Origin of the sequence: Acinetobacter sp. UNC436CL71CviS28 (genome assembly GCF_000620525.1) — a bacterium.
GTDB classification, from domain to species: Bacteria; Pseudomonadota; Gammaproteobacteria; order Pseudomonadales; family Moraxellaceae; genus Acinetobacter; species Acinetobacter radioresistens.
On record NZ_JIBB01000005.1, the window covers coordinates 99,787 to 120,723 of the forward strand.

21 protein-coding genes are annotated in these 20,937 nt (G+C 40.4%); 3 read left to right on the plus strand and 18 right to left on the minus strand.

The window, feature by feature from the left end:
• Window positions 1-419: 419 nt before the first annotated feature.
• Window positions 420-2,633: a TonB-dependent siderophore receptor gene (locus N518_RS0103955; RefSeq protein WP_005404879.1), complete on the minus strand. Its 2,214-nt coding sequence runs from the start codon at window positions 2,631-2,633 to the stop codon at window positions 420-422.
• Window positions 2,634-3,083: 450 nt separating this feature from the next.
• Window positions 3,084-3,710, minus strand: coding sequence for a nuclease-related domain-containing protein (locus N518_RS0103960; RefSeq protein WP_005018607.1), 627 nt, complete (start codon window positions 3,708-3,710; stop codon window positions 3,084-3,086).
• 124 nt (window positions 3,711-3,834) lie between these two features.
• Between N518_RS0103960 and N518_RS0103965 the strand changes: the two genes are divergently transcribed.
• Window positions 3,835-4,398: a 3'-5' exonuclease gene (locus tag N518_RS0103965; RefSeq protein ID WP_005018606.1), complete on the plus strand. Its 564-nt coding sequence runs from the start codon at window positions 3,835-3,837 to the stop codon at window positions 4,396-4,398.
• A gap of 17 nt (window positions 4,399-4,415) precedes the next feature.
• Here N518_RS0103965 and N518_RS0103970 read toward each other — a convergent pair whose 3' ends face one another.
• The 3 genes from N518_RS0103970 to rpe form a co-directional block, all read right to left on the minus strand.
• Window positions 4,416-4,904 carry a methylated-DNA--[protein]-cysteine S-methyltransferase gene (locus tag N518_RS0103970; RefSeq protein WP_005018605.1) on the minus strand — a complete coding sequence of 163 codons (489 nt, stop codon included), beginning with the start codon at window positions 4,902-4,904 and terminating at the stop codon, window positions 4,416-4,418.
• Between the two features lie 16 nt (window positions 4,905-4,920).
• The gene (locus N518_RS0103975) at window positions 4,921-5,241 is read right to left on the minus strand and encodes a DMT family transporter (protein ID WP_005018603.1); all 321 of its coding nucleotides are present in this window, start codon (window positions 5,239-5,241) and stop codon (window positions 4,921-4,923) included.
• Window positions 5,242-5,779: 538 nt separating this feature from the next.
• Window positions 5,780-6,466, minus strand: a complete 687-nt coding sequence (gene rpe, locus N518_RS0103980; RefSeq protein ID WP_005406768.1) for a ribulose-phosphate 3-epimerase — start codon at window positions 6,464-6,466, stop codon at window positions 5,780-5,782.
• A gap of 172 nt (window positions 6,467-6,638) precedes the next feature.
• Between rpe and N518_RS0103985 the strand changes: the two genes are divergently transcribed.
• A complete protein-coding gene (locus N518_RS0103985; protein WP_026444002.1) occupies window positions 6,639-6,920 on the plus strand; it encodes a DUF2218 domain-containing protein in 282 nt (93 codons plus the stop codon).
• Between the two features lie 24 nt (window positions 6,921-6,944).
• Here N518_RS0103985 and fghA read toward each other — a convergent pair whose 3' ends face one another.
• From fghA to N518_RS0104020, 7 genes are all read right to left on the minus strand, one after another.
• Window positions 6,945-7,784 (minus strand): S-formylglutathione hydrolase, encoded by an 840-nt coding sequence (fghA, locus tag N518_RS0103990; RefSeq protein ID WP_026444003.1) that lies wholly within the window; start codon window positions 7,782-7,784, stop codon window positions 6,945-6,947.
• Window positions 7,785-7,797: 13 nt separating this feature from the next.
• Entirely contained in the window at window positions 7,798-9,225 is a 1,428-nt protein-coding gene (locus tag N518_RS0103995) for a C13 family peptidase (protein ID WP_005027704.1), read from the minus strand.
• Window positions 9,226-9,353: 128 nt separating this feature from the next.
• Window positions 9,354-10,154 carry a class I SAM-dependent methyltransferase gene (locus N518_RS0104000; RefSeq protein WP_005027706.1) on the minus strand — a complete coding sequence of 267 codons (801 nt, stop codon included), beginning with the start codon at window positions 10,152-10,154 and terminating at the stop codon, window positions 9,354-9,356.
• Between the two features lie 3 nt (window positions 10,155-10,157).
• A complete protein-coding gene (locus N518_RS0104005; RefSeq protein WP_005027708.1) occupies window positions 10,158-10,982 on the minus strand; it encodes an undecaprenyl-diphosphate phosphatase in 825 nt (274 codons plus the stop codon).
• 13 nt (window positions 10,983-10,995) lie between these two features.
• Window positions 10,996-11,661, minus strand: coding sequence for a tRNA (adenosine(37)-N6)-threonylcarbamoyltransferase complex dimerization subunit type 1 TsaB (gene tsaB, locus N518_RS0104010; RefSeq protein ID WP_005027710.1), 666 nt, complete (start codon window positions 11,659-11,661; stop codon window positions 10,996-10,998).
• A 135-nt stretch (window positions 11,662-11,796) separates the two neighbouring features.
• The gene (locus N518_RS0104015; RefSeq protein WP_017400939.1) at window positions 11,797-12,327 is read right to left on the minus strand and encodes a gamma carbonic anhydrase family protein; all 531 of its coding nucleotides are present in this window, start codon (window positions 12,325-12,327) and stop codon (window positions 11,797-11,799) included.
• A gap of 24 nt (window positions 12,328-12,351) precedes the next feature.
• Window positions 12,352-12,957 carry a CoA pyrophosphatase gene (locus N518_RS0104020; protein WP_005018581.1) on the minus strand — a complete coding sequence of 202 codons (606 nt, stop codon included), beginning with the start codon at window positions 12,955-12,957 and terminating at the stop codon, window positions 12,352-12,354.
• A 130-nt stretch (window positions 12,958-13,087) separates the two neighbouring features.
• Here N518_RS0104020 and N518_RS0104025 point away from each other — a divergent pair, with 130 nt between their 5' ends.
• Complete coding sequence (locus tag N518_RS0104025) at window positions 13,088-13,636, plus strand: NUDIX hydrolase (RefSeq protein WP_005404874.1); 549 nt, start codon at window positions 13,088-13,090, stop codon at window positions 13,634-13,636.
• A 96-nt stretch (window positions 13,637-13,732) separates the two neighbouring features.
• Here the strand turns inward: N518_RS0104025 and N518_RS0104030 are convergent, their stop codons facing one another.
• The 6 genes from N518_RS0104030 to N518_RS16680 form a co-directional block, all read right to left on the minus strand.
• Window positions 13,733-15,682, minus strand: a complete 1,950-nt coding sequence (locus tag N518_RS0104030) for a hypothetical protein (RefSeq protein ID WP_026444004.1) — start codon at window positions 15,680-15,682, stop codon at window positions 13,733-13,735.
• Window positions 15,683-15,705: 23 nt separating this feature from the next.
• A complete protein-coding gene (gene filE, locus N518_RS0104035; RefSeq protein ID WP_228131027.1) occupies window positions 15,706-16,938 on the minus strand; it encodes a putative pilus assembly protein FilE in 1,233 nt (410 codons plus the stop codon).
• Window positions 16,932-18,596 (minus strand): OmpP1/FadL family transporter, encoded by a 1,665-nt coding sequence (locus N518_RS0104040; protein ID WP_026444006.1) that lies wholly within the window; start codon window positions 18,594-18,596, stop codon window positions 16,932-16,934. Before N518_RS0104040 ends, filE begins: the two co-directional genes overlap by 7 nt.
• A gap of 12 nt (window positions 18,597-18,608) precedes the next feature.
• Window positions 18,609-19,718, minus strand: a complete 1,110-nt coding sequence (locus N518_RS0104045; RefSeq protein ID WP_026444007.1) for a hypothetical protein — start codon at window positions 19,716-19,718, stop codon at window positions 18,609-18,611.
• 49 nt (window positions 19,719-19,767) lie between these two features.
• A complete protein-coding gene (locus tag N518_RS0104050) occupies window positions 19,768-20,601 on the minus strand; it encodes a C39 family peptidase (protein WP_005018574.1) in 834 nt (277 codons plus the stop codon).
• A gap of 9 nt (window positions 20,602-20,610) precedes the next feature.
• A partial coding sequence (locus N518_RS16680; protein ID WP_031995575.1) for an IS30 family transposase occupies window positions 20,611-20,937 on the minus strand: 327 nt, incomplete at its 5' end.

The following is a 20,937-nucleotide window of genomic DNA, read 5'->3' on the forward strand; positions in this document are numbered from 1 at the left end:
CCAAATCAGCTTTAGAGCCTATAGATTTATTAACTGATTAATCTTTATTTTATATAATATTAATAAATTATTTTATTTAACAACCCTTCAAATTTTAATATTTAATTCAATACTGAATTATATTAAATCAAACTTAATTTTATTAAAATCTTACTTTTGTCTAATTATTAAAAACCAAATTAAAACCTTTATATTAGGATAAAACCTTATTATTCTATTATTTTTTTAAAATATCTCTAAACTATAATTTAAAATTAATAAAAATTTAAATATAGTTAGTTCTTCTAATATTTTACTTTAAAAGAAAATTCTTATTTATGAGCATTAAATATATATCTATTATATATACAATAAAAAAGGGCTGATTGCCCCCTTTTACTTGTCTTTTGAATATTTTTAATCTTCAGACAAAAGTCTGGTTAGAATTTATAACGCAAGCTTAGTGTTGCGTTACGTGGTGCACCATAATTCATACTGCTCTCGCCGATCCCTTCATAATAAACTTTATCAAATAAGTTATCGACATTGAGCTGAACCTTGATATTCGGGTCAACCTGATAACCCAGCATAAGACTCGCCAACCAGATATTACCTTGGTCAATTCGCCAGTTATCCTTTTTTGTTAATGAATAAGTTTTACTTCGATAATCCACTCCTGCTCCAGCACTCCATTTATCTTGGCTATATTTAACAAACAGATTTGAGGTAGTACGGGAATTATTGGGATTTACCTTCTCACCTTTAGCATCTCGTGCTTCAAAGTTGGCGATACCAAAGTTAAGACTCCATTGATCATTAATTTCGCCATCAACCTCTAGCTCTACCCCTTTACTGACGACTCCATCAATACTTCGGTAAGCCTGTTCAGAGGTCTTAACGCCATCAACAATTACATATCCATCCGTAATTTTCTCGGCAAAGTTATCTTGCTCTATTCTAAAGACAGATAAAGCTGTATTTAAACGGCCATCAAAAAATTCACTTTTAATACCCGTTTCATAGTTTTTACCAACAGCCGGGTCTAAATAACCACCATCTATATCACGACGGTTTTCCGATTTAAAAATATCGGTATAACTGGCATACCAGGAATGATCTGCTGCAAAGTCATATATGACTCCGACATAAGGAGTAACCTGATTGTCGAATTTACGCGTTCCCTTGCCATCACTTGATTCAAATTCCCAGTTTGACAGCCGTACCCCTGTCACAACTTTAAGAGGGTCAAGCACATGAAATTTACCAGCAATATAAACACCGCTTTGAGTAGTCTTGTTTAATGCCAGTCTTTTCGGGTTAGTAATCGGAGTCAGCAACTCCGTATTCATATTGGAAAAATCCAGCTCATTAGGGGTATTGATGTCCAGATCATTTGTACTTTCTTTTTTTCCCTGAATCGTTCCATATTTATTGGTAAGAAGCTCATTCTGGTTCCATGAAGCACCAGTTACAATTTCCTGCTGGCGTCCAGCCCAAGTAAAGGGCGCAGTAATATAAATATCGACATTATTTTCATCATTTCTCTGTTCAGAGGAATAAACAGAAATAGCCCCCAAACTTTTATGAGTATTTTTATCTACATTACCATCGACATAAAGCAGAGCTGTATCTTTGTCATCCCGACGATAAGAATAACCTATATGTAAATCAACATCATTAAACAGGTTATGTTGGAGTGAGGTAAATATGGCCTTTGAGTCAACATCCCAATAGGTCCAGTCTGAACTGACGGTTAGGGAGCGGTTAAATTTGGTTCGGGTACCATCATTATAAAAGGCGGGTAACCCTCCCCAGCGAATTCCATCACGTTCTAATTGCTGGTACATGGCAGCAAACGATAAACTGGTCCGATCGGACAGGTCGTAGTCTAGTGCTCCATAAGCAATATTGCGCTCTTTGGAATAAAAATCCATAAAGGAATTTTCTTGTAAATGTTTCACAAAGACCCGACCGCGTAATGAACCGTCTTCATTTAAAGCATTTGAAAAATCTGCCGAGCTAGAGTAGCTATTCCATGAACCGGCTGATGCAGTCAGGTTACCTGTCAGTTCTTTTGCATTAGCATGTTTGCGGATCAGATTAAGGCCGATTGCCGGATTTCCAGCTCCCGTCATTAAACCATTTGCCCCTTTAACTACCTCTACCCGGTCATAAATACTTAAATCCGGATCACCTTCAGCCAGTGTTAAGGTACTTGGCAAGCCATCGACCAGATAATAATCGACCTGGAAACCACGTGCATAATAACTCTGGCGTTCATCGGTACGTGAAGCTGTTACTCCCGTAATATGGCTCATGAGCTCCTGAAAAGACTCAATATTCCGGTCATCCAGATAGGCCCGTGTATAGACCTTAACTGTCTGTGGCGTGTCTCGTAAAGATAGATCTAGCTTGGTCGCTGTACTTGCACTTTTAACCGTATAGCTTCCGGAGTTTTCTGTGTCTGCCTGTGGCTGCTCTGCTGTTAAAGTAATGGTTTGAAGCTGCTGTACATTATCAGAATGACTTGTTTCATTTTTCTGATCCGCTTCTGCTGCAAAGGTAGTTTGTATCAGTAAGGCAGTGGAAGCAAACAGAATAGTCCGTACTGCCAAAAATAAAGATTTCGGCGTAGAGTTTAATGGTCTAGACATACGAGTTAAGCCAAAAATAGTTGTCGTCAATAATTCCCTTAATGAATTGATATAGTCTCCCTCATCTTTTTATTAAGGTTAGACTTTTATAGGGCACTGGCTGCAACTCGCCTTAGCCTTGCATAGTACGGTTCTTCTTTCAAAGTCCACTAAAGTCAATTTTTTAAAGCAAGGTATATCAATTCAATCGCGGCAGAATCTTAACATGAAGTATAACTAAATGATACTAATTATCATTTTTATCATCATTATCTTATTTTTGGATTTTGAATATAATTGTTCAGATATTAAAATCATTTCTAAAAATTTAATTTAAACAAATTATTAGCTTCTCTTTTTCCTATTAGAAAGCGGTATAAATTTATAAAAGATTCATCAGATTTTAATTTCTATAATTTTACTCAATTCAGTGTTTGACTATTTTTATCAGTTATTTATTTTTGCACAGGTTCAGTTCTGCTCTTCCTGTTTTTGCTTAAGATTTTCGATATGTAGCCGGTCAGTTTTCCAGCCCTTTTCTAGTATTTCTTTTTCTAGACGATATTTAATGCGTTTGAGTTTCATTGCCGGAATCACAGTCTGCTGGAATTGTTTGACGTAATCTGTCCATGCTTTTCCCTGTAATACATTAGCTGGCATGGGCGTCTTGAAAGTACTCTGGGGGGTAAAAACTATAATTGAATGCAAATACTCAGGCTCAACTACATCTTTAAGCACTGACTCCAATACCTTAATGTGTTTGTAGTTCTGATATAACGGATTTTGAAACTTAAAAGATTTTTTATATATTTTCTGTGTCCAGTGTTTCTGGCGTTCTCCGCCAAAGATCCATCCTTGATAATTTTTAGTTTCTATAATAAATATACCATAGGGACTTAACAGAATATGATCAATTTGAGTAGTACCAGTCTGTTCATCAGGTAGCGTGCAATCATTTAGCATAATATACTCTTCACTCAAGTATTTTTTAGCATGTACCTTCACTGTGAATTCGCCCAGTTTGCCTTTAAATTTAGGAGAAGAAACCCAAGCAATCAGGCCGATTACAGCCACTATAATTATAAAATTAAATAACATTTTCCTTACCCCAGTTGTTTAGCTATAAATATGTTATGAAGTAGAATTCAAGGTTCTATCAAGCTTTTCAAACTCATTCAGCGCTATTATGATTTAATATGCATGTTCAAGGAAATAAATTATATTGGCTCAGAGATCAGAACTTTATATTTCAGTCGACATTGAAGCGTCTGGCCCTATACCTGGTATTTATAGCCTGCTTTCCATTGGCGCATGTAATATTGATCATCCTGAACAGAACTTTCAATGTGAAATCAAGCCATTAAATAGTAATGCAATACCGGAAGCATTAAATGTCTGTGGACTTTCATTAGAGAGCTTACAGCAAACCGGTCTGGAACCAGTTCAGGCTATGCAAATGTTTAGTCAGTGGCTTAGCTCACTTGTAATAGATCAACGGCTGGTCTTTGTAGGTTTAAATGCCGGTTTTGACTGGTCGTTTATTAACTATTATTTCTGGGCATTTTTAGGGCATAACCCGTTTGGAATCAGCGCACTGGATATTAAGTCTTATTTTATGGCTGCCCAGCACTGTAAATGGTCAGAAACCAGTTCACGGCATATGGACCGGCTATTACATCCAAAGTTAAGTAAAAATCACAATGCTCTAGATGATGCTTTATATCAGGCAGAGCTTTTTAGGTTAATACGGGGTCAGCAGTTAAAGATGAACCGTCCGCTTGGCTAACTCAGCAAATCAACGCCTTAAAGCTGGATATTCTTTTCCAGGTTCAGCAGAATTGTTTTATTATCCAGTCCACCCGCAAAACCAGTTAATGCACCACTAGCTCCTATTACCCGATGACAAGGTGCAATTATTGAAATCGGATTACGACCATTTGCAGCACCTACGGCGCGCATCGCCTTAGGTCGACCAATCGCTTGAGCAATCTGCCCATAACTACGAGTCTGTCCATAAGGAATTTTTAACAGTTCGGTCCAGACCAGTTTCTGAAACTCTGTTCCGGCAAAGTCTAGCGGTATGTCAAATCGCTGCCGGTTTCCCTCAAAGTATTCTTCAAGCTGCTGGCGTACCTGAAGCAAAACCGGATGCTCCGGCTCAACCACCAGTTCTGCCAGCTGAATACGTTTAGGTTGCTCATTTTCCCAAAGAACGGCTACCAGTGCTTTCTCGTTTGCGATCAGCCTTAAACGGCCCACTGGAGAATCCATATACTGCATTGCAAGTTTCATATTTTTTTACCTGCCTCTAATTGCTTGAAGATAATTTCATGAGAACCAATCCAGATACAATCAGTACTGCTGCCAGCATTCGCATTGCTCCTGCCGGTTCATTTAAAATAAAAATCCCCAGTAAAAAAGAACCGATTGCGCCTATTCCTGTCCAGACAGTATAAGCTGTACCTAGAGGTAAAGTCCGCATCGAAATAGAGAGCAGCACTACACTCAGTATCATAAAAACAATCGTAATTACGCTTGGGCCTAAGCGAGTAAAGCCTTCTGAAAGCTTCATTGAGTAAGCCCAAACTACTTCAAAAAGACCTGCTAAGAGTAATAGTAACCATGCCATCCGGTCTTTTCCTTTCTCGTCAGGCCGTCCTGACAATTTTTCCACTATGGGGAGGCCGTTCCTCCTGAAACTTTGATTATTTTAACTGAGCCTGTCCAGATAAACAGTAGCTCAATACGAAGGTATCTTTTGCTCAGATTCCATTCATTTAAATTTAAAATCTCTTGAGCTTTAAGTAAACCCTAAAAATAGTATTACCGCAGATGGGGAAAAATTTATAAAATTATGCACAAAAGCCAAGCTTCACTTCCAGATAAGTATATAGCTTTAAAAAAAACCTTGTTCTGCAGGCTGTAGCTATAAATTAGTCAGTTCAAATTTTAGACACTGGCTAATAAAAATACTTGCTTTTGGAGTGATTAAGTCAATAAAAAAGGATTCAGTTGAATCCTTTTTATACTTTTTTTGTCTAATTAATAAGCAATTGATAGTTAATTGTTTATAGTTTACCCAAGTTATCCCTAGCGTTATCAACAAGGATATCCATAGAGTTATAAACAAAGTTATCCACAGACCTCATCAAGTTATTTAAAATAGCTTAAACTTCTACACTACCTACTTTATTCAGTTCAGCCCGCATCTCATCAATGACATTTTTATAATCTGGTTTTCCAAAAATGGCTGAACCTGCTACAAACATATCTGCACCTGCTTCAGCAATTTCACGAATATTGGCAGGTCCTACGCCACCATCTACCTCTAAACGGATATCACGGCCACTTGCGTCAATAATTTTGCGTACCTGACGTAGTTTTTCTAAAGTCATTGGAATAAATTTCTGGCCGCCGAACCCCGGGTTTACACTCATCAACAGAATCTGGTCTACCTTATCCAGTACATAGTCCAGATAATGCAATGGAGTTGCCGGGTTAAACACCAGCCCAGCTTGCGCTCCGCCAGATTTGATCAGTTGTAAAGAGCGGTCAATATGGTCAGATGCTTCTGGATGAAAGGTAATAATGTCCGCCCCTGCGTCCAGAAAGTCACCAATTATGCGATCAACTGGTGAAACCATCAGATGTACATCAATGGGTGCCTGAATACCATATTTTTTGAGCGCCTTGCATACCCCCGCCCCAAAAGTAAGATTAGGCACATAATGATTATCCATTACATCGAAATGAACTACATCAGCACCGGCTGCCAATACTTTTTCCACATCTTCACCGAGACGGGCAAAATCTGCAGATAAAATTGAAGGTGCAATTAGATAGGGCTTGGACATCGGAGGACCTGGCTTGAGAAATTGACTATTGTATTATTATAGCAAAAAGCTCCTGATTACTGGGCACTAAAGCATAAATGCAATCCCTGTTGAAACAGGTCTTAAAATTTTGAGGAAGTACTTTGAGTAAAACTCTGCTACAGTATGCTTGTTATTGAGAATGAGAAGCAGCATGAATAGTCGCACAGAAATTGATACTCAAGATGCTGGTCGTATAGCTAAACGTCTGGTAAATCACTGGAAACACAAGTTTGAAATTGAAGAGCATGGCACAGCTTTTACAATTGTCATGCCAGATGCAAAAGTCATTTTAACCCCTGAAACTGAACAGTTAGCTGTTCAGGTAGAAAGTCAACGTGCCGAAGATGAGCATCAACGTCTGGAAAAAGTTGTTATTGATCACCTGAATCGTATGGCACAACAGGAATTTCAGGTACAGTGGCGAGCATACTAGAAGTATGCTCTGTATCATTCAAGCTTATTTCTCTTCCAGCTGGATGGCATGAAACTGTAAGTGGTCATCCATAAAGCTTTGAATAAAATAGTAACCATGATCATAGCCAGTATGCTGGCGCAAGCGTAGTGGCTGGCTTGCCTGTTTGCAGGCCTGTGCAAACAGTTCAGGATGGAGCTGGTCATAGAATTGGTCATCCAGCCCCTGATCAATCAGGATTTCAGGAAATAAGGTACCTTTTTGTGTCACCAGCTGTACAGCGTCGTGTTTAGTCCACTGCTGGTGGTCTTCACCCAAGTAATGTCGAAATGCTTTTTCTCCCCACGGACACTGACACGGTGCGCAGATCGGTGCAAATGCGGATACCGATTTAAACTTTTCCGGATATTTCAATGCTAGCGTCAAGGCACCATGGCCACCCATAGAATGTCCGAATATCCCGACTTTATCGGTCTGCACTGGAAAGTTTTTCAGAATTGCCGGATAAAGCTCATCTGTCACATAACTTTCCATCTGGTAATGTTCAGACCATGGCTCTGCACAGGCATTAATATAAAAGCCAGCGCCTTGGCCTAAGTCCCAACTGTCTCCCTGGGCAACATTTTCCCCTCTTGGCGAAGTATCAGGAGAGACCAGAATTAGTCCGAGCTGGGCAGCAAGTCGCTGGGCGTGGGCTTTAATTGCAAAGGTTTCTTCGGTACAGGTTAAGCCTGCCAGATAAAATAAAGTGGTGCAGGGTTCATCCAGCAGCGCCTGAGGTGGCAAAAAAATACTAAAACGGCTCTCACCCTTCAGATATTTTGAAGTCCACTGATAAATACGCTGTTCACCATCAAAGCAACGATTGGTCTGCAATAGTTCCATATTCTTATTCCTTTTATTTTCCTGCCCTTTCGAGCTGAGCAGACTGGGATACAGCTAATGATAAATTAGGCTGATTTGCTGTGGTAGCCGGGAACAGGCGCTGTTCCAGTTGAGGCAACATCAGTTCCATATTTTTGCCGATGACCCACTGAGGCTCAGAAGGATCAAAACCTTGAGCATTCTCCCAAGTCGCTACCGTACTGCGTGCCTGTTCAAACGCCGTTTTTAAGGAAGACTGTTCACGCATAGCCTGATCAAAGAAAGCCCGCCCAAAATAAGTATAGTCAGCTTCATTGGAGCAGCCAAATGAAGCACGGTCAGCAGCAGAAGCTGTGATAATTAAAGTGTTGGCAGACTGCAAGGCCGGTATAAAACTGCCAGAATAGCAGGCAGAAATTACAATTACACGCCAGCGGATACCGGAACGGTCCAATGCTTCACGTAGCCATTTTGGATCAACCTGATCCAGCTCTAAAGGCGCATTTTCAATTTCAAACTGATTTTGCAGTCCGTGTGAAGTCATATATAAAAATAGCACATCACTTTCACGGTTCATTTGCTGCCCGATACGGCGTAGCGCCAGATTAATGCTGGTTCTAGAAGCAATAGGTATTTCAGTACGGGTTTCTGGGTTATTAATTAGCATTACCGAACGGCCGAATGTTCCGAAACGGGTATCAAACTGTTCCCTAATCCGTTTTACTTCAGATTTAAAAACATCCTGATAGCTGGCGCCAGCGACACCCAAGAAATACCAGTGCGTTTGAGCAAACTCACCATACTCCACATCTTCTAGAGTACGATTCAGTATTTGACTCTGCTTATAGAAAGCCTCTTCAGAAAATGATGGCGGGACACTTTCTACTTTCCAGATTGGCTGGTCTTTAACTGACATCTGCCATACGACCAATGTAATAAATGTCGCCAGCATGATCAGGGCAAATTCCCACCACGGCCATTTTAGTTCACGACCAAATACCCAGACCACAGCCATACTCTGCCAGACAAACAGCACCATAAACAGGATGGGCAAATAGTCATAAATTGCATAAGGTAAATAATCAAGTTGTCCCAGATACTGAATCAGGCTTTGCAATAGCGCAATATGCGTATCCAGAATCAGCCATAAGATAGTCGGCACCAGCATTAATCGTGGATTATTGGTACGCTGTGACAGGAATATGCCGACAATTAAGGCCAGAAAAGGCCATAAGGCATAACTCACCAGTCCTTGCGAATTAAACTCGCCAGTTTCACCAGCAGTCAGCCAGCTAAATAAAGTATTGGCCAGCCCTCCCAGTACGCCCCAGACAATAAACTGAAGGATTGAAGGCCGCACAGCAGCCAGTGCGCGACGAGAACCTAAAAATAACCACATCCCGGCAATCTGATTGCTTTGAAAATCATGCCAAAAATTAATCGATGGTTTGAGGTTAATCATAGGATGTCTGGGAAAATGATATTTTTTTAAAGGCCTAAACAGTTTAGGCCTGAGATAGAATTTAGCAATGCCACTTTCTAACTATATAACAAAACTTTGCTTAATATTGAAGCTGTTACCAAATAGTTTTAATCAGGCAGATAAAAGTAGGCATCGAAGCGGCAGGCGTCGCCTAACCATTGATGATCAGGTGTTTGTTCGGCTAGAAATCCTGCATGACGTGGCCGTTTTACTATGACCCGTTTTGCAACTGCTTGTGCAAGAGATAAAAGTCTATCTCCCAAATCCATCTCTCCCTGTTCAGGCAACAGCATATGTAAAAGCTGCATCTGTTTTTTAACTTGGGCCTGTTTTTTATGGTCCTGCTGATTCTGGTCACGCTGTGGAAACATCGGATCAAGATAAACAACGTCTATCCTGTGCTGTCGAGCTGTTTGCTGACGCAAATAATCAGCAGAGTCGGCAAAAACCAGTTTAATCCTTGCTGCGGCTGAGTTCAGGAATGCATCAGTTTGTGCCTGGGCCAGACTTTCTTCCAGCAGCGTAAATAGAATGGGATGACGCTCGACTAAAGTGACTTCTGCACCCAAATGGGCCATCAGCAAGCTGTCATGCCCCAAACCGGCAGTGGCATCAATCAGTTGCGGCTTTTCTCCCAGTTGGCAGGCGCGGGCAAGCATTTCCGACTTTAAACTGGCACGCTTTAAACGTGGAATTTCAGCTTTCCAGTCTGGTTGCATTTTCATGCCATTTGCACATAGCCATAAACCCTGCGCGTTTGTACATAAAGCAAGTTCCGGATTCAGGCGTAAAAAACGGCTATTGATTTTCTCAACTGTTTCTATACCTAAATTTATACCTCGTGAACCAAGCACAGCAGCGTAGTGCTGTGCTTGATCCTCATATTCAGCTTCACAAAATAAGCGCATGGCTTACCATAATCTCCAGCCAGTAAAGGCAAATAACAGGATCAGTAATCCGGATGCGATCCGGTACCAGGCAAAGATCATGAAATCACGCTTGGCCACATAAGCGACTAAAACACGAATCAGGAACAATGCTGAAATAAAGGAAACTAGAATCCCCCAGCCGATTACCAACCAGTCAAAATTACTTTCCAGTACATCATAACTTTGATACAGATCTAAAAGACCGGCTCCGATAATGACAGGAATACCGAGAAAGAAAGAGAATTCGGTTGCCGATTTACGTGACAGACCCAACATCATGCCGCCAATAATTGTTGCGCCTGAGCGCGAAGTGCCCGGAATCAGTGATAAGATCTGAATCAGGCCAATCCAGATTGCCTGTTTGATACTGATATTCTCAACTTCAGGTGCATTGACTTTAGGTGGATTCTTTTCTATCCATATAATAATCAGGCCACCAACAATCAAACCAATTGCTACTGCCACATCATTAAATAGAAGCTCTTTAACCTGCTGACCAAACGTCAGACCCACCAGTACAATTGGAATCGAGGCCAGAATCAGCCCAAAGCCCAGACGGCGACCTTTTTCTTCGCCCGTGATCATACCTGTGGCAGCGTCCCATAGACGCGACCAGTATTCATAAATCACTGCCGCGATTGCCCCCATCTGGATGGCAATTACAAAGACTGCACTTTTTTCTTTAGTCCAGAAATCCATTAACTCTGAGGCCAGAATCAAATGTCCAGTACTTGAAATCGGAAGGAATTCAGTGATTCCCTCAACAATACCCATGATGGCTGCTTTAAATAGCAGTAAAAGATCCATACCGTATTCCTAATTATGCTTTACCTTGTTCTGGTATTTTTTTCCACGCATTGTCACGCAAGTAGACTGGTAAAGCCTGCTCGGCACTTAACCACTCGGCTTTTAATGCCTGTACTCGTGCGATCGCTGCAATATCTTGGGCTGTTGCCGTAATCTGCTGGTAGTTTACCTGTGCTGTATCAACTAAGGCTGAACCAGAACCCACCAGTGGAAACTGGACAGCTTGTCTGGCAGTCTCATAATCAAGTAGCTGTTCCTCAGCAACTGGCCGCATAATATGCTGTTCATCTAACTGAAAACTGCCTATATAAACTTCCTGCATCCGTGCATCCAGTACGGCACTCACCTCTTTGAGGCCCGTCAGACGATAGGCTGCCTGAGCCAGTGCCTGTAAGGTTGATACGGGAATGACTGGCAAATCGTTGGCCCAAGCCAGTGCCTGGGTGACTGCAGCATTAATGCGTACGCCGCTGAATGAACCTGGTCCACGGCTAAACGCTATTGCGGATAACTGCTCCAATTGCAGTGAAGTTTGCTGCAATCCCTTTTCAATCATAGGTAGTATCATTTGTGTCTGTGCTTTAGTACGCTCATCCAGCTGAAAGAACAGCTCCTGAATGTCATCTACTATGGATACGGAACACTGCTCGTTGGCAGTTTCCAATGCCAGCAATTTCATGCACAACCTTAAATAAAATCAGTTAAAAATTGTTGGCTATCATACTCCACTCATGTTTCAGTGGCGAGGATTTCACAGAGCAAATACAAAAAAGCCAAGTCTATACTTGGCTAAATTTTCTTCTTTCAGATTCAGTTAAAGTTTAACTTCTTCCAGGTGTGTAAATCGCTTAAAATGTTCTGCATAATGTAGTGCGCTGAAACGGATATGCGCTGCAACCTGCTCATCCACCTGTTTCACGACTTTTCCAGGCGACCCCATGACAACTGAGTTGTCTGGAATAATTTTACCTTCTGGGATCAAAGCGTTAGCACCAATAATACAGTTTTTACCAATCACTGCATTATTTAGAATTACAGAATTAATTCCAATTAATGTATTGTCTCCAATGGTACAGCCATGCAGCATGGCTTGATGACCAATCGTAACATATTGCCCGATATTCATCTCGATGCCGGCATCAGTATGTAATACGGCATTTTCCTGCACATTGGTATAATCACCAAGATGGATTTTAGAATTATCTGCACGGATCACCGCTCCAAACCAGATGCTGACCTGCTGCCCCATTTCAACCTGACCAATCACTGTGGCGTTGTCTGCTACCCATCCATCCCAAGGCTGCTGTAAAGCTTTAGGCGCGTGCCCTTCAAATTTATATAACATGTTTCTATTCCCTGTTTGTTTTAGTCAGTATTTTCTAGCCTGAAAAGTAGGCGAGTTCAACAAGAATGGCCATTCTTTTTTATAATTTAAGCCATATTTAAACAGCGCAATTAACATTCGGGCCGTCAGGCCCCAAATAATTTCATTATTAATCCGCATACTGGGAAAATATAATGACTGATGCGCATAATGAACCTCATAAGGTACAGGAGGTGCATGCATCAGTTCGTCTAATGAAACATAAAAAATCCGGTCGATTTCAGAAGGCTGCGGATTGAGTTCCAACCCGGCCGGAATAAGTCCAACTACCGGTTTAACCAACATACCATTACGCGCACGATGCATAGGTAAATCGCCTATCAGCTCTACTTCAAACGGGTTAAGGCCAGTTTCTTCCTGAGCTTCCCGTAGTGCAATCACAATATTGCTGGTATCTGTCGCATCCCGTTTCCCGCCTGGAAACGAGACTTCACCTGCATGACTGTTCAGATAGGCAGAACGGCGTGTTAGCAGCACTTTCGGATCAGGCTCATTGGTAATAGCAATCAGGACTGCGGCATGGGCAGGCTGTATACGTCTTGAAAACCGCAAGCGTTGTTGCAGAAGTTGTATGAGTGAATGATCATCCATGCCATTACCTTATCTTCGCTCTTTTATTCTATTTTCATCATAGCTGAAATTGTCGGGCTTGACATACAAATGATGCGAAAGCATAAAATTTCGGTTATGCTGAATGCCACCTCTCCTGGCGTTAATGTATATGAATTTCTGCATCATTTGTGGGCATGAGACAACTGAAAAAATTCCTTTAGGCGATCATCAAATTCGTCGTGTCTGTGTTCAATGTGGAAATATACATTATGAGAATCCGAAGGTAATTTGTGGAGCTTTAGCACTTTGGGAAGATAAAGTCCTGCTTTGTCGCCGCGCTATTGAACCGCGTTACGGACTCTGGACACTGCCAGCTGGCTATATGGAATTATTTGAAACCATGGAACAGGGTGCAGCACGTGAAACCCGTGAAGAAGCTGAAGCTGAAATTCATATTGAACAGTTATACTGTATGTATAATATTCCACGAATCGGGCAGATCTATGTGCTGTTTAAAGCTAACTTAATTGATGGTACATTTGGAGCGGGTGAAGAAAGTATTGAATGTCGTCTCTTTGATGAACATGAAATTCCCTGGACTGAATTAGCTTTTCCGAGTGTCGAGCGGACTTTACGTCATTATTTTGAAGACCGGAAAAATAATTCTTTTATTACCCATCTTGAAACTATTGGTACGCGTATAGATCACACCGGCTAATATAAAATATAATAAAAAGACCAGAACAAATTAATATTACTCTGGTCTTTTATAGAACTTGATTCATATAAATACAAATCATTTGATGTCAGAATTTTATTTAGTTTTAACCTGATAACAGTCTGGCAAAGTCATTTCTATTTTTCCGCCCGCCAGCTTTGCCAGATTTAAATCAGCCTGTGTGACTTCTTTTTTAGTTGGATCATTTTCAGTCTTTTTCTGGTTTGCATTATTAAAGGTATTCTGGAAGCTTGCTAATGTATTGGCCCATTGTACAGCTTCTCCTGCAGAGTCCGTAAAGCGAATTGACCTGTTACCGTTTAATAGTCCACCAAGCTGTATCCTTGCTCCCCCAACAGAAAGTATTTCACCATTTTCTGCGAGCTGCAATTTGACATTCATTCCCACTAATGCACCATTGATATTATTAAAAGTATCATTGGCTAAAATCATGCGTACAGAAATAGAATTATCATTAGTAAATACGCGGGCCGTGGTTCCTAAACGATACTGTTGCACTCCATAATTATCTATTAATTCCGGGCTGATACTATCTGAATTACATAAAGCCGTAGACATATCTGATGCAGTTGCATTTGGCCGGATATTAGTTCGAATATCTCCATTGGCATCTACTACAATGCCGAGTTTAATATTATTGACCGAAGTATCATTAAACTTGAAGGTCAGATCAGCATAAAGTGGAAAAATATAATTTTCGCCTACACGGCTATTATTAATAGACTTGAAGACTTTTTTATCCAGATAAGTAATATGGTAGATTTTGTACAGATCCATAGGTCCTTGAAATAATTCACCGGCTACGTCCTGCTGCCAGTGACCTAAATCATTTTTATCTGCTTCTGTGATCGTTGTTTTTCTGGTAATTTTTTTATAGAACTTTTCTTGCCCGGCCATAATACTGTTATTAAATAGTTTACCTTGAGTAATCAGTAAATCTTGAGAGTTCTGTTCACTGACTTTAAATGTAAAAGGCTGATCTATTCTCTTAGTAAGTGGATTAATCCAGTGATCCTGTGGTTCCGCAGTGATTCTCACTGGCCTGGTAGAGGTAATAAGTTCCAGATTAGCACCGATAACTGCAGATGTAGCTTTAGTAACACTTCCTTTCCATTGAATGCCACTCCCAAGAGTGTAGCCCTGCCGGTCAGTAATCAACATAAAATGACCTAAAGCACGTTTAATAGAAATATCATTTAAGTCACAAACTGGTTTATTACACCCTACCATGCCTTCTGAGCCGGCATTACTTGCTATTTGATCAATTAAATTTGTTGGAAAGACGGCAAATTCAGGTTGATAAACTGCAGAATTAGCAATATTGACTAATTTATTTAGCGTAATAAAAGCATCTTGATCTGTAATTTGTGAAACATCCAGCCATGGGCGAATCAATTCAACATATCTTTTACTGACAATATCTTCGGCAGTCACTGAGGTAGAAATTTTTTCCAGATTTTGTCTTACTGCATCTGTAATATAAAGTGCCTGGATATCCGTAGGCACTTCAATTCTTTGTTCTTTGAGTGCCAATGCCTGAATAATTTTAACCAGTTCTAAGGCAACTTTCACGGTAGGATCACTCTGCTGAAGCATTTTGGCATCTTGTCCAGTTATTCCAGCAGCAAGATCAAGCAAGGTCAAACGAGGAACCGTACCAATTGTATCGGATGAACTAATTTTATTGAGGTCTACTTCACCCAGACTAATTTTTCTGTCGTCACTGCCCATCATAAAGAATTCCGCCTTATCGCCTGTACGGCAAGTTCCTGTAACTACAGAGTTGGCAAAATCCATTAAAGTTATAAACGTATTATTGGCGTCACTACTACAGGTAAAATTCAGACCATCAACGGGATAATCTAAAATAAATTCAGTACATCCTTTATCATTTGCTTTACATGTTCCGTTGACATACGTCATCGTATCTTTTTCGGGGATAATATTTGCACTTTCACCACCGCAGCCACTCAATGCAGCCATTAATACAGTCATCGTAAATGGTAGTAGATATTTATTTTTCATTCTTCATGCTCTTTTTTTTCGGTTTAACGTAGTGCAATTAGTTTTAACTGTCCCTGATTACTCAGTACATAATTCGGCGTATCTGGGGCTGAAAGTAAGGGAGTCATTAGTAAGTACTGAGTATGGACTGGTATACGGATCACACCTTCAAGTTTTTTAAAATGAATCATCGAGGCATCAGTATCATGGTTTTTAAAGCCTCCAGCCCCCTCAATGACACAACCTTTTGCATCCAGAAATATGACTAAAGGCCAATAAAAAGTCGGTCTGTTTTGCTGGGAGGCGTACGAGTTAATCTGGACATGCTGTATCTGGCCAGATAGTTCAACCACTTCAAAATCGAACTGATCCTTTAAAGGAGCGCGCGGCCAGATATTAATTTCTTGCTCTGCATTCATCCTTTTAGCTTTCTTAATCTTTTTATCTTTAAAACACTGTTGTCCTAAACTTTCTACTGCTTCGGCCTGAGATATACGATAGTAAGTAGGAGCTAAAACAATTACCTGATTTGCCTGTATCGGACTCTTTTTGAACAGATGATCTAAAGTGGACTTGCCTACCCCTTTCTCTCTTTCAATAACCTGTAAACGCGTGGAGCCATTACGTGTATCAATAATCCCTTCTGGCATAGTATAGAAACGTTTTTTTCCATCTATATTAAATTCTTTATCTTCCAGATATTCACTTTTAATATATTGCTCACCGTCAATTACTGTTAAAGCCTGTTGCTGTGCGGTGAGGGCTGGAGTATTGATTTTTTGCTCTTTTTGATGGGTTGCTTGCGTCTCTGGAATAATAATGTTTTTTTGTGGCGTCACAACTTGTTTCGGCTGCTTTATAGAAGAACTATGGTCTGGCAACTTTTCTACTGGTTTAACTATCGATGTAACAGCCTGTATTTCTTTAGGGGCAACAATCAACGGCTGATTATCTGCATTAATTATATCTTGAGCTGTTTTCTTCTCCATCCCATTTGAAGAAGATAGAACATTTTTTGATGACATAATCACAACATCTATCTGACTTTTGTCATCCCTAGATGTTTTTAGTTTATGAGTAAAATTGGTAGTTTCAGCCTCAGGCTGAACCAGTTTTTCAGGTCTTTTATCTGGGCGTTGTACTACCATAGGCCGCCCATCAGGACCAATAATAGTATGAAACTCTCCAGCTGATACAAACGATACTGGCATTAAACTTAATGCGAATATCATTTTAATGACGATGTCCCTTTTCATTTTCTTTTCAAAGCCTACCACTTTGTTCTATAACTTAGACCCAAGATTGTAATTTTAGTATCCGTTTTCATATTTAAACCCGCAAACGGGTTCAGCAAGATATTATTTACCCCAGGCAAATTCCCTAAATTACTGGCACCTGCTGGAATTTTATCGCGGCTTTGTAAGAAACCAATTGATAAATCCAGATCTGTATCTGCATCAAAACGATAGCCTAATCCAAGACCAAATAGTTGTGCGTTATTGATTGGAACCATGGTATTACGTTTATGATCAGGAATAGCGCTGGTCCGTGGTTCATAGCCTGCCCGTAGCTTTAAACGGTCTGTAGCTGAGTATTCGAGGCCAATTCCAAAATTCCATGGCGAAGTAAATTCTAGAGGTAAGGCCAGATTGGCATCCCCAATATTCTCAGATAAAAGTTTTGCAATTTTTAGCGCAGAAATTTCCCGGTCAAACTCAAATTTAAATTTGTCCCAAGCCCTATAGTCTGTCCAGCCTACATCGAAGTTAAGCTGTAAATCAGGTAAAATTTTATATTTTATTCCTGCCTGAAAGTGTGCCGGGTATTCAAAATCCATAGCCACCAGCCCTGACTCACTTCCTGGAATAGAACGGGGAAAGCCTAAAATAGCAGCCAGAATCTGCCCAGTCGGTGAGGACATGAGACCATTGATGAGTTCTTGTGGAGCTTTGGCATTATCAATATGGTATTTACCTTTTAACCGCATTTTTGCAGAACTTTGATATACCATGCCTAAGCTAAAGTCATCCGTTGGCTCCCACAGTACACCCAAGTTATAACTTGGACTAAGAGATTGTTCTAAAGCAACTTGCATCTGTCCAAAACGGCTAAAAGGATTCATACCTTCTTCAGCATTACAAATACCTAATAGTAAGATATCAGTAATAATGTCCTGGTTTTCCTTGAAAGGTGTACAGACAACCTCATCAATCATACGTAACATTCCAATCAATTCATTGGGAAAACGTAAATCTGTTTTCAGACCAATGGCTTGATAAGACATGCCAATAGATGCGCCAATTGATAATTCATCATTCACTTCATAAGCAAAAGATGGCGATAGATAGGTAATCCTCTCCAAGGCAACCTGTTGCCCCATAAAATTACCAGGATTTCCATTTTCAGCACCGAAACCGGCTACCAGAGGTGCATACATAGCGGTAGCAAATGTAGTTCTAGATCCAGGCGGATTATATGCAATCCCCGCTGTTGGTGCGACCATTGGCATCCCTTCGCCCAAATCGACCATTTTTTTTAAAATCGGAATATACAGGCTGACGTACTCTACATCACCCCTGACCGGACCTTTAAAATCAGTACACAAGTCCGAATCAACTTCTGGCCCGTCATTACATACTAATGGGTCATCAGAATAACCAAATACATTGTAGCCAGCAGGTACGGTAAATTCACGTTTGATATCAAAATTCGCCACAATTCCTTGCAGGTCGGTTTGTAAGCCTTCAATTTTGGTCAATGCTGCCGGGTTAAAATGGATTGCACTAATCCCGGGAGGGTCTGCTGTTACAGCATTTCCCATAGTTAATGACCGAATATCAACAGATAAATTTTGCCCTAATTGAGCAAATGCAACACTGGAACAGCCCGATAATAAAATTGCAGACACTAGCGGGCGAAGTCGATTAATTTTCATACGACCAGCCTCTTAGCGTAATTTTTTACCAAAACCCAGAACATCGAGTGGGAAAGAAAGACCTAAAGAGACATCAGGTGCATCTTCTGTCAGTCCTATACCCAGTGTACCGTTTACAATAGTCTCTGGTGATACCCGTACGCCTAGAGATATTGCAAAGGTTGAACTGGTTTGATCTGCAACCGAATAACTTTCTCCACTTGTATATGTGAATTCAGCATCAGTATTGAAACTTTGCTGATAAGACATGGTCATCGAAACATCATAGTTAAATGAATAGGCAAAACCAAAAGCGAATCCACCACTTATACCTGGATTAAACTCATCAATGATCCGTGACCCACGGCGTTGATTCAGTCCAGTTTCTTTAAAACCGTAGTTGGCTGATACTGAGGCGAAGAGTACAACAGGATCAATATATTTACGGGTACTCGCTCCTATACCTGCCGAATAATATCCTTTACCGGTAGAAAGATCTGTTGTTGGATTAATCTCATAAGGACTATCGCCAGTTTTACTGGAAAGATTACCAAATAAGATCAGCGGTAAGCGTCCAGCTTTTAAGGGAAAAGGCTCCCAACGCGCCCCTACTGAAATATCCCCCAGACCCGCAGTAGAAGCATCTTTGAGCAGATCTGTTTTTGCAACCAAAGGTAATGAAGCAGTGAACGTTAAATTATCCAGCACGCCATATTGAGCAGTAAAGGTATTGGTTAGGGTATGACTGGCATTTTCCTGCACCCGTAATTGGTATAGCTGCCCTTGAGCCATTTCTAGATCTAGCTGTGTATCTCTGTAATAAGTATAGTCGACATCATAATATGCAGAGATATCACCCTTTTTGATTAAAGAATACTGACGCTCATTGGATGTAAACACTTCCTGTAAATTGGTTTCTTTAGTCGCATCACCTGCCTGCTGTTGCAGAGCCATTGAAGCATCTTGCTGCTCTGACACTGTTTCTGATGCAATAGGCTGTTCAGGAGATGCGGCTTCAACATTCTGCCGATTTGCTGTTTTCTCCTTCTCTGGCGCTCCCGGCTGTTCTGCCGCATAAGCCACCCCAAATAACATCTGAATACTTAAAGCCAAAACTGTTCTATTCATCCACTTACGGTCCATTTTCCATCCCACCTTTTTATTTTTTTAATTTCAAACAATTTCTGTGCTGCTATTTATTTTTGTAATAGAGTCTCAGATAGTTATAGGTAGGTTGCCCATAACTTTCTGATTCCTTATTCAAATTTCGATCTAGACGTATAGTTGAGGCTTTATCGGCAATTTTTTCCATATAGAATTGTGGATATTGAATATCTACAAAGGCATAACGGTTTACTGTGGCATCTTCTACATGACGCATATCAGCATCTTGCAAAGCCAACAGGTTTTTTCTTTGTTCAGGCGCTACGTTAATCAGGAACAGTGTATTATTTTCCCAAATTTCCTTAAAACGCTGCTCGTCAAAACTTATATTCCCCAAAGCCGGGTCAGCGACGTAAACGCGCCCATTCTTATAGGCTTTATAAACCACAAAATGCTTAAAACCGGCGTAACTGATTGGTACAATTGCAGGCTGACCCTGCTTGACCAAATCTGAAAATTCTCCTTTATATCCTCCACTTTCTAAACCTAAAGCTTCTACAAAACGCTTCATGTCCAACAGGGAAAAACTGCGCCGCTCAATAATACGTTCTGTTTCACCAAACTTTAAAAGTCCATTCATGGTCTGTTGTTCTGATAAATCAGTGCCAACATACCCATTTAAAAGTGTGGTAAGTGCGGCTGAACCACAACTATAATCGTAAGCCTGACGGACAATACCTCGGAACTGGTCTTCTAATGCGGGTTTAATAAGTACAGGTTCTCTATGCATTCGGACAAAAGAGTTATTTCGAGAATCTAAAGTTTCTGTATAATAAACTGCTTCTTCCGGTTTCTTTTTTATTTCAAAGGCTTCCGTGGCAAAGTAATACATTAATGCCGAGCCTAAAGCGATCTCTAACATATGGCGAATTCAAACATGAGGTGCGACAGTTTCAAAAGCCATATGATAATCAACAAGCTGAGCAAATTTCTCTAATGGTGTAAGCCAATCTAACGCCTTTCTAGGACGAGTATTCAGTGACATGGCAACTTGATTTAAATAATGCTGATCTGCCTGATTTAAATCAATCCCTTTAGGTAAATATTGCCTAATTAAACCATTCATATTTTCGCATGTGCCTTTTTGCCAAGGTGAATGTGGGTCACAGAAATATACATCTATGCCTAAATCTTCTTCGAGTATTTTATGTTCTGACATCTCGCGTCCACGGTCATAGGTCAACGTTTTACGCAGTTC

Bases quoted from the DNA above. Each gene is read 5' to 3' on its own strand.
- N518_RS0103955 (WP_005404879.1), bottom strand. From the start codon at position 2,633: ATGTCTAGACCATTAAACTCTACGCCGAAATCTTTATTTTTGGCAGTA.
- N518_RS0103960 (WP_005018607.1), bottom strand. From the start codon at position 3,710: ATGTTATTTAATTTTATAATTATAGTGGCTGTAATCGGCCTGATTGCT.
- N518_RS0103970 (WP_005018605.1), bottom strand. From the start codon at position 4,904: ATGAAACTTGCAATGCAGTATATGGATTCTCCAGTGGGCCGTTTAAGG.
- N518_RS0103975 (WP_005018603.1), bottom strand. From the start codon at position 5,241: ATGGCATGGTTACTATTACTCTTAGCAGGTCTTTTTGAAGTAGTTTGG.
- rpe (WP_005406768.1), bottom strand. From the start codon at position 6,466: ATGTCCAAGCCCTATCTAATTGCACCTTCAATTTTATCTGCAGATTTT.
- N518_RS0103985 (WP_026444002.1), top strand. From the start codon at position 6,639: ATGAATAGTCGCACAGAAATTGATACTCAAGATGCTGGTCGTATAGCT.
- fghA (WP_026444003.1), bottom strand. From the start codon at position 7,784: ATGGAACTATTGCAGACCAATCGTTGCTTTGATGGTGAACAGCGTATT.
- N518_RS0103995 (WP_005027704.1), bottom strand. From the start codon at position 9,225: ATGATTAACCTCAAACCATCGATTAATTTTTGGCATGATTTTCAAAGC.
- N518_RS0104000 (WP_005027706.1), bottom strand. From the start codon at position 10,154: ATGCGCTTATTTTGTGAAGCTGAATATGAGGATCAAGCACAGCACTAC.
- N518_RS0104005 (WP_005027708.1), bottom strand. From the start codon at position 10,982: ATGGATCTTTTACTGCTATTTAAAGCAGCCATCATGGGTATTGTTGAG.
- tsaB (WP_005027710.1), bottom strand. From the start codon at position 11,661: ATGAAATTGCTGGCATTGGAAACTGCCAACGAGCAGTGTTCCGTATCC.
- N518_RS0104015 (WP_017400939.1), bottom strand. From the start codon at position 12,327: ATGTTATATAAATTTGAAGGGCACGCGCCTAAAGCTTTACAGCAGCCT.
- N518_RS0104020 (WP_005018581.1), bottom strand. From the start codon at position 12,957: ATGGATGATCATTCACTCATACAACTTCTGCAACAACGCTTGCGGTTT.
- N518_RS0104025 (WP_005404874.1), top strand. From the start codon at position 13,088: ATGAATTTCTGCATCATTTGTGGGCATGAGACAACTGAAAAAATTCCT.
- N518_RS0104030 (WP_026444004.1), bottom strand. From the start codon at position 15,682: ATGAAAAATAAATATCTACTACCATTTACGATGACTGTATTAATGGCT.
- N518_RS0104040 (WP_026444006.1), bottom strand. From the start codon at position 18,596: ATGAAAATTAATCGACTTCGCCCGCTAGTGTCTGCAATTTTATTATCG.
- N518_RS0104045 (WP_026444007.1), bottom strand. From the start codon at position 19,718: ATGGACCGTAAGTGGATGAATAGAACAGTTTTGGCTTTAAGTATTCAG.
- N518_RS0104050 (WP_005018574.1), bottom strand. From the start codon at position 20,601: ATGTTAGAGATCGCTTTAGGCTCGGCATTAATGTATTACTTTGCCACG.